The sequence below is a fragment of the Pseudoalteromonas sp. NJ631 genome (assembly GCF_000276645.1).
Taxonomy (GTDB): Bacteria; Pseudomonadota; Gammaproteobacteria; order Enterobacterales; family Alteromonadaceae; genus Pseudoalteromonas; species Pseudoalteromonas piscicida.
Genome location: NZ_AKXJ01000010.1, coordinates 91,801 through 106,800, shown reverse-complemented (window position 1 = coordinate 106,800; position 15,000 = coordinate 91,801). Strand labels below are relative to the sequence as shown.

General features: G+C 42.5%; 15 protein-coding genes. 4 read left to right on the top strand and 11 right to left on the bottom strand.

Features of this window, described 5'->3' with window-relative positions; all coding sequences use genetic code 11:
• Nucleotides 1-13: 13 nt before the first annotated feature.
• The 3 genes from A587_RS0116400 to A587_RS0116390 are packed head-to-tail and all read right to left on the bottom strand — an operon-like array spanning nt 14 to nt 1,942.
• Complete coding sequence (locus A587_RS0116400) at nt 14-544, bottom strand: gamma-glutamylcyclotransferase family protein (RefSeq protein ID WP_010374140.1); 531 nt, start codon at nt 542-544, stop codon at nt 14-16.
• The gene (locus A587_RS0116395) at nt 544-1,167 is read right to left on the bottom strand and encodes a LysE family transporter (protein WP_010374142.1); all 624 of its coding nucleotides are present in this window, start codon (nt 1,165-1,167) and stop codon (nt 544-546) included. Before A587_RS0116395 ends, A587_RS0116400 begins: the two co-directional genes overlap by 1 nt.
• On the bottom strand, nt 1,151-1,942 hold the full coding sequence (locus A587_RS0116390; RefSeq protein ID WP_017218461.1) for a hypothetical protein: 792 nt from the start codon (nt 1,940-1,942) through the stop codon (nt 1,151-1,153). Before A587_RS0116390 ends, A587_RS0116395 begins: the two co-directional genes overlap by 17 nt.
• 81 nt (nt 1,943-2,023) lie before the next feature.
• On the opposite strand from A587_RS0116390, the gene A587_RS0116385 reads away from it, so the two are divergent.
• The 4 genes from A587_RS0116385 to A587_RS0116365 all read left to right on the top strand — a co-directional run bounded on the left by A587_RS0116385 (nt 2,024) and on the right by A587_RS0116365 (nt 5,833).
• On the top strand, nt 2,024-2,353 hold the full coding sequence (locus A587_RS0116385; RefSeq protein ID WP_017218460.1) for a 5-carboxymethyl-2-hydroxymuconate Delta-isomerase: 330 nt from the start codon (nt 2,024-2,026) through the stop codon (nt 2,351-2,353).
• A 23-nt stretch (nt 2,354-2,376) separates the two neighbouring features.
• On the top strand, nt 2,377-3,087 hold the full coding sequence (gene rsuA, locus A587_RS0116380; RefSeq protein WP_026001029.1) for a 16S rRNA pseudouridine(516) synthase RsuA: 711 nt from the start codon (nt 2,377-2,379) through the stop codon (nt 3,085-3,087).
• A 126-nt stretch (nt 3,088-3,213) separates the two neighbouring features.
• On the top strand, nt 3,214-4,845 hold the full coding sequence (locus A587_RS0116375) for a methyl-accepting chemotaxis protein (RefSeq protein ID WP_026001028.1): 1,632 nt from the start codon (nt 3,214-3,216) through the stop codon (nt 4,843-4,845).
• A 367-nt stretch (nt 4,846-5,212) separates the two neighbouring features.
• A complete protein-coding gene (locus A587_RS0116365; protein ID WP_223193778.1) occupies nt 5,213-5,833 on the top strand; it encodes a hypothetical protein in 621 nt (206 codons plus the stop codon).
• On the opposite strand, the gene A587_RS0116360 is transcribed toward A587_RS0116365, so the two are convergent.
• The 8 genes from A587_RS0116360 to queA form a co-directional block, all read right to left on the bottom strand.
• Nucleotides 5,830-6,630, bottom strand: coding sequence for a substrate-binding periplasmic protein (locus tag A587_RS0116360; protein ID WP_026001026.1), 801 nt, complete (start codon nt 6,628-6,630; stop codon nt 5,830-5,832). The two genes, A587_RS0116365 and A587_RS0116360, sit on opposite strands and share 4 nt — an antisense overlap.
• 85 nt (nt 6,631-6,715) lie before the next feature.
• On the bottom strand, nt 6,716-8,497 hold the full coding sequence (locus A587_RS0116355; RefSeq protein ID WP_017218453.1) for a bifunctional diguanylate cyclase/phosphodiesterase: 1,782 nt from the start codon (nt 8,495-8,497) through the stop codon (nt 6,716-6,718).
• A gap of 112 nt (nt 8,498-8,609) precedes the next feature.
• The gene (locus A587_RS0116350) at nt 8,610-9,137 is read right to left on the bottom strand and encodes a hypothetical protein (protein WP_017218452.1); all 528 of its coding nucleotides are present in this window, start codon (nt 9,135-9,137) and stop codon (nt 8,610-8,612) included.
• Nucleotides 9,138-9,269: 132 nt separating this feature from the next.
• Nucleotides 9,270-10,214, bottom strand: coding sequence for a protein translocase subunit SecF (secF, locus tag A587_RS0116345; RefSeq protein ID WP_010374162.1), 945 nt, complete (start codon nt 10,212-10,214; stop codon nt 9,270-9,272).
• Nucleotides 10,215-10,223: 9 nt separating this feature from the next.
• The gene (gene secD / locus A587_RS0116340) at nt 10,224-12,083 is read right to left on the bottom strand and encodes a protein translocase subunit SecD (RefSeq protein ID WP_010374164.1); all 1,860 of its coding nucleotides are present in this window, start codon (nt 12,081-12,083) and stop codon (nt 10,224-10,226) included.
• A gap of 24 nt (nt 12,084-12,107) precedes the next feature.
• Nucleotides 12,108-12,446 carry a preprotein translocase subunit YajC gene (gene yajC / locus A587_RS0116335; RefSeq protein ID WP_017218451.1) on the bottom strand — a complete coding sequence of 113 codons (339 nt, stop codon included), beginning with the start codon at nt 12,444-12,446 and terminating at the stop codon, nt 12,108-12,110.
• A gap of 20 nt (nt 12,447-12,466) precedes the next feature.
• Nucleotides 12,467-13,606: a tRNA guanosine(34) transglycosylase Tgt gene (gene tgt, locus A587_RS0116330; RefSeq protein WP_010374167.1), complete on the bottom strand. Its 1,140-nt coding sequence runs from the start codon at nt 13,604-13,606 to the stop codon at nt 12,467-12,469.
• A 214-nt stretch (nt 13,607-13,820) separates the two neighbouring features.
• Nucleotides 13,821-14,858 carry a tRNA preQ1(34) S-adenosylmethionine ribosyltransferase-isomerase QueA gene (gene queA / locus A587_RS0116325; RefSeq protein WP_010607167.1) on the bottom strand — a complete coding sequence of 346 codons (1,038 nt, stop codon included), beginning with the start codon at nt 14,856-14,858 and terminating at the stop codon, nt 13,821-13,823.
• Between the last annotated feature and the right edge of the window lie 142 nt (nt 14,859-15,000).

Genomic DNA, 15,000 nt, shown 5'->3' with positions numbered 1-15,000 from the left:
ATGATGTTACGAGTTAGGCCTTAAGGTTTAACTTTGTAGCATCACAGTGGTAGATGGCTAATTCTTGTTGTTGTCTGTCACTATTATTATCTGTAACGTGTGGTTGCGCCGAAATTGCCTGTAAATAGCTGGTTGGAAACTGATGCTCCTTTGCCCCAGCGAACACATGATGTAAGTACCAATCGAAAGGTAATTGTTGCTCCACAAAAGTGTTAGCAATATAGCACCAGGCGTCCACGATACCGCCATCTTGTCTTTCAACTGGCAAGCAATGACAGCTGTAGCGCTCCCCTTCAATGTCGTCCAATCGCGCCTTTTCTTGCTCATCCAACGCATACAAAACGCCATAAACATGGCTATTTACTTCAGTGCTCGGCGTAATACTGCACTTGGCTGAACCATCGGTGCTCAACATATCAAAAGTCAGCCGATAGCCATGCAATTTCCCCACTCCAAGTAGCTTCGCTTGTGGTAAGCGAGCAAGCAAACGTGCAGTCGACATATTTGAACCAAAGCTAAAGTTAATAATGTTTTTGTCACACATTAGACCACCAATCTTACTGCAAGCAATAACATGATCACACCGATCCCGCGATCAAACCAATGTCCTGCACGACGAAAAAATTGTCTTACCCTTGTTTTTGATAAAACTAAAGATAAAAACGAAAACCAAGCCCAGGTAGCCAACGCCATATAAACACCGTAAAACAACTGCACACTGCTTGGTGTGGTTGGCTCAATCACTAAGGTAAAAAGCGATAAGAAAAACAGCGTTGCTTTAGGATTTAAGGCGTTGACTAAAAAACCTCGTTTTAACGCAGTCCAATTAGACTCAGTAACAGCGTGTTCAGTGATATTTTCTTGCTCTGAATTGGGTTTTGCATACCGCAACGCTTGAACACCAAGGTAAGCGAGGTAAAGCGCGGCTAAGTATTTTACTGCTGTGAACAAGGTTTCAGATTGAGATAGCAGTAACGCAACCCCCAATAAGCAATAACTGACATGTACTAAAATACCAAGGCCAACCCCAAAACTTGTCCAAAGGGCATTTGCTCTACCCTGCTGTACACTTTGTTTAAGCACTATCGCAAAATCAGGACCGGGACTTGCGACAGCAAAAAAATGTGCCAGCGCAATTAAAATAAACTCATCAAGATAAACGAGCATGTACATGCTCCTGTAAGGCCAGTAAATCACCACGCTCTGAGTTATCCATTAGAGTATTAATTTGCTTTTTCGCCTTTTTATACTGACTTACAAGATGTGACTTAAGATGCTTATGACCATCTTTCACCCCTTTAAAATGACATACTAGAGCATGCACAAAAACACTCTGCTGCTCCGTCAGTGCAGCTTTTCGGTTGGCATATTGGTTGTAGCAAGAACCACATCCTCCCCTAAAGTGATATACGGTATTAGACATCATGACCCCAAAGCCAAAAAAGCTCGCCAGCACATCACAAGCCGCGTCTAATTGCGCTTCCCCACCTGGAGGTAACACGCCACGCTGTAAAATTAAAACTTTTGCCATAACACCTGCATAACTGGCGATCAGATCTTGAGGCTGATTTATTTGATTGGGATTATAAGAAATCAAAATAGGCGCAGCCGCTTCAGCGATAACCGCTTGCTCACCGCGCCAACGCCCTGCAATGTTTAACTTAGTCATGCTGGTCGACGCGAGCATACGTTCAGGCGCAACCAAAGTGATTGGCCACCGTTGTAACCCCGCGTAGGACTTTACTCGGGAGAAAACCACTGCCGCCATTTCTTCAATACTGGATACCGGCTCAGGAAAACAACTGGGAGTCGGAGTAATGATCTGTGTTTCATTTAAAAAGTACTCGCCATCAAAATGCTCAAATGCCCAGACAAAGGTATCAATTAACCATTGGGTTTCTTCATCGCTAAGCAAAGGTGAGGCTTTAAATAAGGACAGCATGCTAATAATTCACTCTTTTCTGGAATAACCCCTGATAAATAGCATAAACTCTGAGCCTAATGCAAAAACATGGAGTTTCACATGCCACACTTTATTCTCGAACACTCAGCTAATTTGCCAATTGAAACCGAGGCATTAGTATCACAGGTGCAGCAATTTGCCTGTGCAAGTGGCTTGTTTGATCCAACTTCCGTCAAAACCCGTGCTGTTGCTTTTGAGCATTTTCAGTTAGGTGATGGCAAACAAGGATTTATTCACCTGCAGATCCATATGATGGCTGGTAGAACATTAGAGCAAAAACAAATGCTCACGGAAGGTGCTCTAAAGCTTTTGCTCGCAAAGGTCGGGGAGCATTTTGCTCTCAGTGTCCATTGCTATGATTTATTATCCGATATTTACCGCAAAAACTAATTTATTATTCGAGTTATTTAGCTATGAAATTTCCATGTAGATTGGAGAAATTTTTGAGCCACGTTGCAGAGATGCCGCGCAGCAAGGTCAAAATTAACATTAAAAAAGGTCTAGTTACCGTCAATGGCAATGTCGTCAAAAAAGGTGATATCCAAGTCACCCCAGCAGACCACATTACTTTCGATGGCAATCGCCTAGAGTATTTGGGTTTACGCTACTATATGCTAAACAAACCGCAAGGTTATGTGTGTGCAAATAGTGATGAATTACACCCTACAGTATTCGATTTAATCGAAGAGCCTAACTTAAAAGATTTTCATGTTGCAGGTAGGCTGGACATAGATACGACGGGTTTGGTTCTGCTCACTAACGATGGTGATTGGTCTCATCAAATCACCTCACCGAAGAAACAAAAGTTTAAAACTTATGTACTAGAAAGTCGTGACGAACTCACTGAAGACGCACTAACACAGCTTGAACAAGGCGTTGAACTACATGGTGAAAAACAAGCAACCCTGCCAGCAAAAGCGGAGCTTATTGATAAATTCGCACTACGCTTATCTATTTGCGAAGGAAAATATCATCAAGTAAAACGTATGCTTGCCGCAGTTGGCAACCAAGTAGTTGAACTTCATAGAGAAAACATTGCAGGGATCGAGCTTGATCCAACCCTTGCAGAAGGTGAATATCGCCCGTTAACTGATGAAGAAATAAGCATAATCAATGCAAATTAATCTTCATCCTTAAGTAGTATGAGTAAATATCATCTCAAAATCGCCTCCTTGGAGCATTAACCTACTTACAAACTCCCCCTAAACATGCTAAATCATGTATTGAGAGTATTTTTAGGGGGCGATCCTGTGTTTTCTAGTTTCACATTAAAAGCAAAAATAATTTCCTTTGCCGCCGCAATATTCGTTTCATTACTTGTCGTTGCCTTTGTAGGTCTTCAGGCTCTACGCCATGCCAGTGAAAGCGATAATATTGCGCGTATCAACCAATTAATGAAAAGCACCGTTAATATTGTTAAACAGTTTGAGCGCTTTGCAGAGCAAGGAAAACTGACTGAGCAACAAGCAAAAGACATGGCTATTCAGGTTTTAAGAGAAAATAAGTACCATGACTCTGAATATGTGTACGTCGTGAATGAAAAAATGGATTTCGTAGCAACACCACATGATCCCCAACTGCACAATACTAGTTTTAACGACTTTAAAGATGCCGATGGCAAAAGCATCGGCAGCATGGTTAAGCGCTTAGTCGGTAATCAATTTGATCGGATCATTACCTACAATTGGACCTCATTACGAGATGGAGAGATTGTCGACCTGACCTCAGTAGTTCAAAAAACCCCAGGGTTTGGCTGGTATGTCGGCACAGGTATTAGTTATAAAGAAGTGAATGATCGCTATTGGGACACCGCAATCTGGTTAGTTGCACTTTCTTTAGTGGTTGCCGTTGCATTAACCACCGCACTTGCCCGGTTTGGACTGTCTTTGAATAACAAACTTGGTGCTGAAATCAATGATGTACTCGAAATCGTAAAACATGTTTCAAGAGGAAACCTGACTACACCAATCAATACTGATGACTGCCAAGATTATAGTATTCTCGCAGCCATGGCCTATATGCAAGGCGGACTAAGAGGTGTAGTTGAAGGACTTAAGGAAGCAACCAAGGCGCTACAAAACCAAACATCAGACAGCGAGGTACGCTCAGTAGAACTTGAGAATCTAACTCGTAGTTTAAATGCAGAAACTCAGATGGTGGCTTCAGCAATTACCGAACTCACAGCATCAGCACAAACCGTCGTCGAACATGCCGAGCAAGCTGCAGATTCAGTTCAAGAGGCTGAAAAGCAAGGTAATGCAGCCGACAAACTGACCGCTCAGGCAGCGACTGAAATTGCATTATTAGAGCAACAAATTGACAGCGCTGGTAATAACATTCAAGTGCTAGATGAAGAAGTATCTAACATCGCCAATGTACTTACCGTTATCCAATCTATCGCCGAGCAAACCAACTTACTGGCACTCAATGCTGCGATAGAAGCAGCACGAGCTGGAGAGCAAGGACGAGGCTTTGCTGTCGTAGCGGACGAGGTCAGACAGCTTGCTCAGCGCACTCAAACCAGTACAGAAGAGATCCGTACCATGATCACTAAGCTGCAAAGTGCGACTCAAGATGCGAAGGCTTCGGTAAGCTTGAGTATTGCAACAAGTGAAAAGACAGTAAGTATGTCATCTAAAGCATCCCAAGCGCTTGTGCAAGTCGCCGATTCTTTAAAATCTATATCGCAAATGAGTCATCAAATAGCTCAAGCAGCCAAAGAACAGTTGGATGCAGGTGAAGATACAGCCAAACGCGTCGTTATTATTTCTGATACCGCTTCGCAAACGGCTAGCGTCTCAGAAAAAGCACATAAAGCAACCGATACGATTAAATCATTATCCGGAAATCTAGAGCTTGAGATGGCTAAATTCAAGGTGTGAAAAATTAATTTTATCTTTACTTTTCATACCATTAGAATAGTGTAAATATATCTAAACTATTATTTTAAAATTTTCTTTAATTTTTCATTCACCTTGTGTTTATTTGGTGTTAAGTTTGTACCTGTCGGGAGTGTCGGTTGAGTAGTCTGGCACGGCTCTCCTGAAGTTGTGAGAATCACAATAAAAGATAAATCCAATACAATTTGATCACTTGGTATTCAAGTGTGTTCAATAAGGACTATGATAATGCAAAAGCTAAATTTGAAAGAATGCAAAAAAGTTTCTGGTGGCGGTATTTTTGAACCTGAATTTCCACAACAAAAAAGCCAAGAGTCTCAAAAGAAAGACTGAGTTTTAGATTGTCAAAATGAAAAAGAACTTTTCAATAAGAGATCTACTTCTTCCTTACGCTGTTATCGGAGTAGGTCTTTTTGTACTATATGATATTAGGTATCACTTCTTTTTAATTTACATTATGACGATCTCTGCAATTTTGGTGGTGGGGATTCGGCTGAAAGACATTAACATTTCCACTTTAGCTATTCTGGTTGCAATTCCTTTTTCTCTCGAAGTCATTGTTTTTTCATCCGGTTTAATTAGCTTATCTTCAACCGAAAGCAGTCGCTTACTCCAAAATAGCATTATTTTTGGCGTACATTTCTTAATAAATTTATCAGTTGTCTTCCCTTTAACGCATCGAGTTGAATTAACTAAAAAGCTTTTTCCTAAGGCAAAAGTGAGATTTACCTTCGCAGATTCCATCTTACCTTGGTTGGCAATTTTAGGGGTCTTTATGAGTTTTGCAGGACTTGTTGAAAACTATTTAAGACATGCTAAAGGTGTAAACAGTACTATCTTCTTCTACAGTTTTGACGTTAGTGGCTACATTATTTACGCTTCCAATTGTGGCGTCCTACTTGTTTTAACTGCCTTAACGTATAAAGAGGAATACGACTATGCGCTGCCAAGCTTACGCAAAAAGCGTTAATCTTCTGTAAAATACGGATTCACCAAGTTTATAGTTGTGCTTGTAAACTGTTTATCTAAACCATACGTTTGTTTTAAAGTTTGTAACTCGCCAGACGCTTGAAGTTTGGCAAGCCCTTCTTCCAAAGCCTTTGCCAGCGCTTGCTTGTCTTTATTTACAAAGAAGTAAAAGGCGGTTGAATACGATAGATGAAAGTCAGGTACGATCATGAGGTTCTCGTTATTTTGTGCGATTAACTCTGAATTTGCCTCAATCACCGAGCGTGGAAAATAATCCGCTTTCTTATCCGCAATCAAATTAAACATGGTTTGATAATCAGAAATCGGCCTGACCTTAAGGCCGTTATAGCTTAGAATTTTGGTATCAGGCCAATCGTGCCCCTGAACTGCGGTAAAACGCTTTAATTCGTTAAGTGACCGAACTGCTTTTATGGCTGGATAAATATCTTTATGAACAATCAGCACACGTTTACCAATAAGTCCATCATACAAGGGGATTTTAATAGGAATAGCGATTTGCTCGCGTGCGGGGCTGGTCATAGACCAGTGTAAATCGACCTTACCTCGGCTTAGTGCCATTAACGTACGCTGTTGATGAGGATGGATCTTGATGTGTTCGATTTGAGCTGAGTACTTAGCAGCAGCCAGTGCCTTTTCTAGTAATTCATAAAGATAAAGATCGCGATCGTACAAGGTTCGCGCTTCTTTCGCGACATAGATTAACTCGGGGGATTGCGCTGCAATACAAGCACTTTGAAACACCAGAGCAGAGATAGTTACACTCAACTTTAACTTCATCGCACAACCCTCTTTAGGGGAAATAATACTACAATCAAAAGTATTTTTACGGATTGCTATTACTATTGCGTAATTAAAAATATAGTCAACCTGCATTTTCCAGTCGTACAGTCGATACCGTAGGCTTACGACGGTTACAGACAAATAAATAGCTATTACGATAGCGCTTTGCTTCTTTCTTAGCATCTGTTGCTAAAGCTGCAACTTGATGCGAATTAATACAGTGTTGTAAATCAGGTCTCACTAAGCCAATCGATAAAGTGAGTAAAGGTACGAATTGCTTTTGACCTTCACGATTTGTTGCCCAGTAACCGCCTGCACTGACATGTTCGGGAGTAAAAAAGGCTTTTGATTTAAGCTCAAACTGAGTGATAATCTCATGGCACAACACTTCTGCATCATTATTATCGAACACCACCATAAAGTCGTCGCCCCCGATATGCCCAACAAAACTTGAGCTCTGTGCACATACATCAACTGTCACCTCGGCAAGTAGCTTAATCACGCTATCGCCACTAGCATATCCATATAAATCATTAAACTGCTTAAAATGATTAAGGTCGATATATGCAAGAGAAAAGTCATGATGTGAACGTAACCTTTGCTCTATTGCCTCATTTATCGCGACATTGCCCGGCAACATGGTTAATGGATTGGCATGTTGAGCATGACGAATTTTTTCTTCTGTAATATGCTTGAGTATGTCTCTCAAGGGCGCTAAGCCAAGATAACGACCATCTCTTGTAATAATGATATGACGTCGAATATCAAATTCATGGTCGGTTATTTGCTTACTCACCGTATCAAGCTCTTGCTGCTCATCCACTACTAACGGCTGTTTATCCATCAACTTAATCACTGATTTCTTATCGAAGAGTGCATGACCATATGGTGCCGCAAAGACCTCAGTCAGTTGATCTCGGTGTAGCAGCCCTACAGGCTCTCTAGCATCATTAACCACTGCAAGGCTGGTTAGCTTACGATCTTGTTCAAACAGCCTATGAGCATCGATACATTGCGTACATTCATGGATAGCATTGGCCTCTTTGGCAAGCCAACCGATTGCCATCGACTGCTCAAATTGATTGAAGGCCGTTTTGGATTCCGTGTGCAAAGATTTAAACAGTGCAAGTTCAGTGGGAGGCTTTCGAGTTGGCTTAGCAAGTAAGAAGCCCTGCGCAATCACTATACCGAGCTGCTCAATAAGCTTCAGCTCTTCAATTCGCTCAATTCCCTCGGCAATTACTTGAGTGCTAGTGGCTTTAGCAAGCTCGATAATGGACTTTAAAAACTCGCGTTTCACCACACTTTGGTCACAATGGTCGATAAAATATCTGTCGACTTTGACGTAATCAGGGCATAACTCCGACCACTTCTTGAGACCAGAGTAACCCGCTCCCAAATCATCAATCGCAATTTGAAATCCAAGTTCTCGATAATGGGTAATTGTAGTTAGTAGCAGATTTGCGTCATCTACTTTGTCTTGCTCAGTCACTTCAATGACGACACGTTTGGGATCGAGCCCATACACTTCTGTAAGATGTCTGGTTTCGCCCTTTGGGTGGCTCGGATCAAGTAACGCTTTTGGACTAACGTTTAAAAATAACTTACCAGGAAGGTTGAGTGAGACGAACTGCTTAATAGCAGCTTCACGACAGATAATCTCGAGTTCTGACAAACGCTCCTGCTTACTCGCAATCGCAAAAAGCTTGTCTGGAGATTCCAACAATGAGCCAGACATGCCACGACTTAATGCTTCAAACCCTAAGATTTGCCGTTTCGCAAGATCGTAGATAGGCTGAAACAGAGTAAATACAGCTTTTTCTTTTATTATTGTATTAAGTACTAACGTGCGCGAAGGATCCACAGCATTAAACTCACTGTAAAAGTATAATCGCGCACGGTAGCAACAGTGTATGACAGATATATGTCAATCGGGTGAAATGTACCCAATTTGCAATTGAATGATTTTCAACCGCTTACTTCAGCGCTCGCTCTACCTGATCAAAGTGTGCAATCACTTCCACAATTTCCATCTCTGCACTCTTATAGTCTTCAGCACCACTAAACCCTTTCATCGCAATCGCTTGAACAGTTGCTGGATGCACTAATAAATCTTTTGCATGGTAGCAAACTGGGTCATCAAACTTGGGTAATTTACCATCTGCGTGATAGCCCGTTTCGATTTCTTCAAGTGGTAAAGTAGGAATGATATCAGCGGCCTTATCCAAGGCATCTAGATAAGTCTGACACTGAGGATACTTGGCCACAAACTCATTAAGCAAAGTTCTAGAAAGCGTCACAAGATCGGCGGATTGTGCTTCAAGTGCTGCAGCACCTTTCTCGATACGAATATCCGCAAGTAAAGTCTCGGCTTGTGCTTTATATTGTGCCAAAGATGAGGTTGCTTCCGTGGGAGCTGACTCTGTGCGTTGTTCTAATTCAGGTTGCTTAGAACATGCGGTCATTAATGTTAATGCGCCAACCGCCATCACAAGTTTGTACATAAGTATCTCCTTTATTGATAACGATTATCATTATATACTACTGTCATTTTTTAGAAACAATAAAATGAAGTTTTACAAGCAACAAAAAAGCGGCCAAAAAGCCGCTTTCGATTATCACAATAATTTCTGTGATTAAGGCATAGCGTCTAGGTCTGCACCTTCTTTTTCAACTTCTACCGGGATCAAATCTTCTTTGCTAACGCCCATTGCTACTGCAACTGAACTCGCTACATAAACAGAAGAATAGGTACCGATAAATACACCGAACAGTAAGGCCGTCGCAAAACCATGAATGGTTTGACCACCCCAAACAAATAGCGCGATCAATACAAGGATAGTCGTGATTGAGGTCACTAATGTACGATTAAGCGTTTGTGTCAGTGAAATGTTGATGATCTCTAAGGTGTCATCAATACGTACTTTACGGAAATTTTCACGAATACGGTCAGACACAACGATAGTATCGTTGAGTGAATAACCTATTACCGCCAATATTGCCGCTAAAATCGTTAAGTCAAATTCCAGACCTAAGATTGAGAACAGACCCATTGTCAGTACAACATCGTGGAAGAGTGCAAATACAGCACCTACCGCAAAGCGCCATTCAAAACGAAAAGCAACGTAAATCAAGATACAGATAAGCGCGGTTAGCATCGCTAAGCCACCCTGCTCTTTGAGATCTTCACCAACACTTGGACCTACGAATTCAATGCGGCGCATCACCACACTTTCGTCCGCTTGTTTAAGTGCTGCAATAAGCTGGTTACCTAGTACCTCAGCTTTCACGTCGTCTCCACGAGGGGCGAGTCGTACTAATACCTCTTGGCTTGAACCAAAAAGTTGCACAGAGGCATCGGCAAAACCGCTTTCAGCTAATACACTACGTACCTTCGCTAAGTCCGCAGGCTGTGAAAACCCAACTTCAACTGCCGTACCACCGGTAAAATCCAAACCAAAGTTTAGTCCTTTCACCATAAACGAGCCGATTGAAGCCAAGATCAACAATGCCGAGAAAGCCATTGAAAGCTTTCTTGCCGACATAAAACGGATAGTGCCTTTTAAGTTTAATAATTGCATGTCCGTCTCCTAGATTGATAGCTTAGTGATACGTCTGCCACCGATGATGGCATTAATAACCGCACGCGTACCAACGATCGCTGTAAACATCGAGGTAATGATACCGATAGCTAAGGTTACCGCGAAGCCTGCAATTGGACCTGTACCAACAGAGAATAGGATCACCGCAGCAATTAAAGTGGTGATGTTGGCATCAAAAATCGTACTAAATGCACTATCGTAACCATGGTGAACGGCTTGCTGTGGACTGCGGCCTTCCGCTATTTCTTCACGAATACGCTCAAAGATAAGTACGTTGGCATCAACGGCCATACCGACGGTTAATACAATGCCTGCAATACCTGGCAACGTCAGCGTCGCACCTGGGATCATCGACATCACACCCACAATCATAATGAGGTTAGCCGCAAGTGCTAAGTTTGCTACCAGACCGAAGCCTTTGTAGTACAGCAACATAAAGGCAAGAACAAACGCAAAACCAAGGACAACCGCAGTCATACCAGCTTCGATGTTTTCCTGACCAAGGCTTGGACCTACAGTACGTTCTTCAACGATTTGAATTGGCGCAACCAGTGCACCTGCACGTAGTAGCAAGCTTAAGTTATGTGCTTCTGCTGGGCTATCAATACCGGTAATACGGAAAGAGCTATTTAAACGCGCTTGAATCGTTGCAACGTTAATCACTTCTTCCACTTTGATTGGTGGTAACGCTTTGCCGTTTTCATCTTTCTTGCCAGATGGTTTGTACTCGATGAAAACCGTCGCCATACGTTTGCCGATAGCACGTTTGGTAAAGGCATTCATTTTTGCCCCACCTTTACTATCAAGCTTGATATTCACCTGAGGGCGCTGATATTCATCCATACCAGATTGCGCACCTGTGATATGCGTACCTTCAAGAATAACGCGCTTTTTCAGCACGACAGGATAGCCATCTTTATGTGGGATCACTTCTGTGCCAGGAGGAATGCGACCTTGTGCTGCTGCACGCACGTCGGCATTTTCGTCTACTTCACGGAACTCAAGTGTCGCCGTAGCACCGAGGATCTCTTTCGCGCGAGCCGTGTCCTGAACACCTGGAAGTTGAACAATTATGCGCTCACCACCTTGACGTTGAACATTTGGTTCAGCAACACCCAGTTGGTTAATACGGTTACGAATAATGGTTTCGTTTTGCTTGATAGCGTATTCGCGCAACTCTTTATATTTAAGGTCGCTAAGGCTTGAGAAGAAAGCGAGGCTATCGCTACTATCATTGATAAAGTCGTTACCCGGGTAACGCTTTCTCAAGAAGCTCATTGCTGCGTCTTTATCTTCTTCCGAGCGCATCGTTACTTGTACACGTTCACTATTAGAAACACGACGAACCGCACGATAACGCAATTTCTCATCACGTAAATCGCTCTTGAAATCTTGCTCCATTTGCTCAAGTGCATTGTCCATCGCCGTGACCATATCCACTTCCATTGTGAAGTGAACACCACCACTTAAATCTAGACCGAGCTTCATTGGGTTTGCACCTAAGTCTTTTAACCACTCAGGTTGTGCCGGAGACATATTGATTGCTGAAATATAATCATCACTTAAGCTATTACGCAAAATATCTTGTGCTTTAAGCTGATCTTCAACATTTTTGAAGCGAACAAGGATTTGACCGTCTTCTAACACAGAAGACTTTACGGCAAGGTTGTTCTTTTGTAGGGTTTCGTTAACTTGATCTAATACACTGAGCGTCGCATCAGCACCTTTTGTGCCAGATACTTGTATGGCCGGATCGCGGCCATACAAGTTAGGTGTGGCATAAAGAATACCGATAGCCAACACAGCGAGAACAAGTAAGTACTTCCACATTGGAAACTTGTTTAACACTGGGCTATCCCTTTATTGTTATTCTTATAGAGATTTCATTGTACCTTTAGGTAACACAGCTGAAACCGCTGACTTTTGCACTGTCACTTCAGTTTGGTCGTTTAGTGCGATTACAACAAAGTCTTTATCATCAGCAACTTTTGTGATTTTACCCACAAGTCCACCTTGAGTTAGTACTTCGTCACCCTTACCTAATGCACCCATTAGGTCTTTGTGTTCTTTAACACGCTTAGCTTGTGGACGGTAAATTAAAAAATAAAATACCAAACCAAAAATACCTAACATGATTAGCATTTCCATGCCACCACCAGAAGGTGCTGCCGCAGCAGTGCTAGCATGCGCGTTTGAGATAAAAAAGCTCATTTCACTTCCTCGTTTATAAATTAATTATTTTCTGTCAAACCAACGTCAGCCAACTCTGGCACCGCAATGCCACGGCGCGCATAAAAGTCTTCGACAAATTCATCAAATGTACCTTCAGATAAGGCGTTTCTCATTCCTTCCATCAAGCGTTGATAATAACGTAAGTTATGGATGGTATTGAGTCGAGCGCCTAGAATTTCATTACACTTATCTAGGTGATGTAAGTACGCTCGAGAGTAATTCTTACAAGTGTGACAATCACACTCCGCATCTAGTGGACTAGTATCTGTTTTGTGTGCTGCATTGCGGATTTTCACCACGCCACCTGTCACAAACAAGTGACCATTACGAGCGTTACGTGTTGGCATTACACAGTCAAACATGTCGATACCACGACGTACCGCTTCAACCAGATCTTCTGGTTTACCAACGCCCATTAAATAGCGTGGTTTGTTTTCTGGCATTTTATAGGCACATTGGTCAAGAATATTGATCATGTCTTCTTTAGGCTCACCAACTGATAAACCACCAAGTGCATAACCGTCAAAGCCGATTTCTTCTAAGCCCTTTTGCGACTCAGCACGAAGCTCTGGGTACATACCGCCCTGAATAATACCGAATAGCGCAGAAGGGTTGTCAGCATGTGCATCTTTAGAGCGCTTAGCCCAACGTAAGCTTAGCTCCATCGAGTCTTTTGCTTCTTTTTCTGTCGCTGGATACGGCGTACATTCGTCAAAAATCATGACGATATCTGACCCTAAATCGCGCTGTACTTCCATTGCTTTTTCTGGAGACAACATGATTTTCTCACCATTAACTGGTGACTTGAACAACACACCTTCTTCCGAAATTTTGCGCATCGCACCAAGACTAAATACTTGGAAACCGCCTGAATCAGTCAAAATCGGTTTATCCCAGTTCATAAAATCATGCAGATCGCCGTGCTGCTTGATGATCTCAGTGCCAGGTCTTAGCATCAAGTGGAAGGTATTTCCTAAACAGATATGTGCGCCCGTTTCTTTGAGCTCATCAGGGGTCATGCCTTTTACTGTGCCGTAAGTACCAACAGGCATAAATGCAGGCGTTTCTACCACACCACGGTCAAAAATCAAGCGACCTCGGCGAGCCTTACCCTGTTTGCTATCTAATTCAAATTTCATTGTTACCTCGTTGTCGGAAAAACAGTCCAACTTTGACTAAAAAACGTGCTAAGCCAATGCTTAGGGCAGTGATCTTTCGATTCTACCAAGATTACTAGCGCAATTCTAATATTGGGATAAAAAACACAAAGTCCATATCGAGCTTGCAACTTTACAGCCATAAAACGCAAAATGCCCAGCAACACTGGGCATTTTAATAGTTGTAGGGCGTGAGTTACTTATCTTGCTTTTGCAAGAACATCGCATCACCGTAACTAAAGAAGCGGTATTTCTGTTCAATGGCGGTTTGGTAGGCCTTCATAATATGCTGTTGCCCTGCAAACGCACTCACTAACATGATGAGCGTTGATTCTGGTAAGTGAAAGTTAGTCACCATTGCATCTACCACGTTAAAACGGTAGCCCGGATAAATAAAAATATCGGTATCGCCGTAAAGTGGAGCAATTTCACCGCCGTTTGCTTTAGCCGCAGACTCAAGTGAGCGCACCGACGTAGTACCTACAGCGATGACGCGTCCTCCTCTGGCTTTTGCCGCTTTGATTGCCTCCACGACTTCTGCTGAGACCTCGATATATTCTGAGTGCATAACATGCTCTTCCACCGAATCGACTCGCACCGGCTGGAACGTACCCGCGCCCACATGCAAAGTAACAAAGGCCATCTCAACACCTTTGTCTTTTAGCTTAGCCATCAATTCATCATCAAAGTGCAGTCCAGCGGTAGGTGCGGCGACTGCGCCTGGTTTCTCACCATACACAGTCTGATAACGCTCTTTATCTTCTTCATCGTCCGGTCTGTCGATATAAGGAGGCAAAGGCATATGGCCAATTTTATCTAAAATAGCCAATACATTTTCTTCGCCCTCGAATCTCAACTCAAATAATTCGCCATGGCGCTGAACCATTTCAGCAGTTGCTTGGCCTTCAAGCTCAATCTTAGTACCAGGTTTTGGCGATTTGCTCGCTCTTACGTGAGCAAGCACAGTACGCTCATCTACAACGCGCTCAACCAGTACTTCGAGTTTTCCACCACTGGCTTTTTGACCAAACATACGAGCAGGAATAACTTTAGTGTTATTAAAGATGATTAAGTCTTCTGGATTAATAAGTGCCAAAATATCTCTAAATACTTTGTGTTCTATTTCACCACTATTGCCATTTAAGGTAAGAAGACGACTGCTAGAGCGTTCCTTCATTGGGTGTCTGGCAATCAACTCATCAGGAAGATCAAAACTAAAGTCTGCTACGCGCATGGAAAGGCCTCATTTCTAAAAGTGCGCCAAGTCTAGTGCGGTGTTTTGGCGAAATCAAGTGCTTGTAACCTTGCGTAAATACCTTTAACCTAGCGAGTCTAAAACGGTAATCACCATGTAAAATTTTGTACGGTGTGCACCT

Excerpts from the sequence above, each read along its gene's own strand:
- tgt (WP_010374167.1), bottom strand. The coding sequence starts at position 13,606 with ATGAAATTTGAATTAGATAGCAAACAGGGTAAGGCTCGCCGAGGTCGC.
- A587_RS0116390 (WP_017218461.1), bottom strand. The coding sequence starts at position 1,942 with ATGCTGTCCTTATTTAAAGCCTCACCTTTGCTTAGCGATGAAGAAACC.
- rsuA (WP_026001029.1), top strand. The coding sequence starts at position 2,377 with ATGAAATTTCCATGTAGATTGGAGAAATTTTTGAGCCACGTTGCAGAG.
- A587_RS0116360 (WP_026001026.1), bottom strand. The coding sequence starts at position 6,630 with ATGAAGTTAAAGTTGAGTGTAACTATCTCTGCTCTGGTGTTTCAAAGT.
- A587_RS0116365 (WP_223193778.1), top strand. The coding sequence starts at position 5,213 with ATGAAAAAGAACTTTTCAATAAGAGATCTACTTCTTCCTTACGCTGTT.
- A587_RS0116385 (WP_017218460.1), top strand. The coding sequence starts at position 2,024 with ATGCCACACTTTATTCTCGAACACTCAGCTAATTTGCCAATTGAAACC.
- A587_RS0116350 (WP_017218452.1), bottom strand. The coding sequence starts at position 9,137 with ATGTACAAACTTGTGATGGCGGTTGGCGCATTAACATTAATGACCGCA.
- queA (WP_010607167.1), bottom strand. The coding sequence starts at position 14,858 with ATGCGCGTAGCAGACTTTAGTTTTGATCTTCCTGATGAGTTGATTGCC.
- yajC (WP_017218451.1), bottom strand. The coding sequence starts at position 12,446 with ATGAGCTTTTTTATCTCAAACGCGCATGCTAGCACTGCTGCGGCAGCA.
- A587_RS0116395 (WP_010374142.1), bottom strand. The coding sequence starts at position 1,167 with ATGCTCGTTTATCTTGATGAGTTTATTTTAATTGCGCTGGCACATTTT.
- A587_RS0116400 (WP_010374140.1), bottom strand. The coding sequence starts at position 544 with ATGTGTGACAAAAACATTATTAACTTTAGCTTTGGTTCAAATATGTCG.
- secF (WP_010374162.1), bottom strand. The coding sequence starts at position 10,214 with ATGCAATTATTAAACTTAAAAGGCACTATCCGTTTTATGTCGGCAAGA.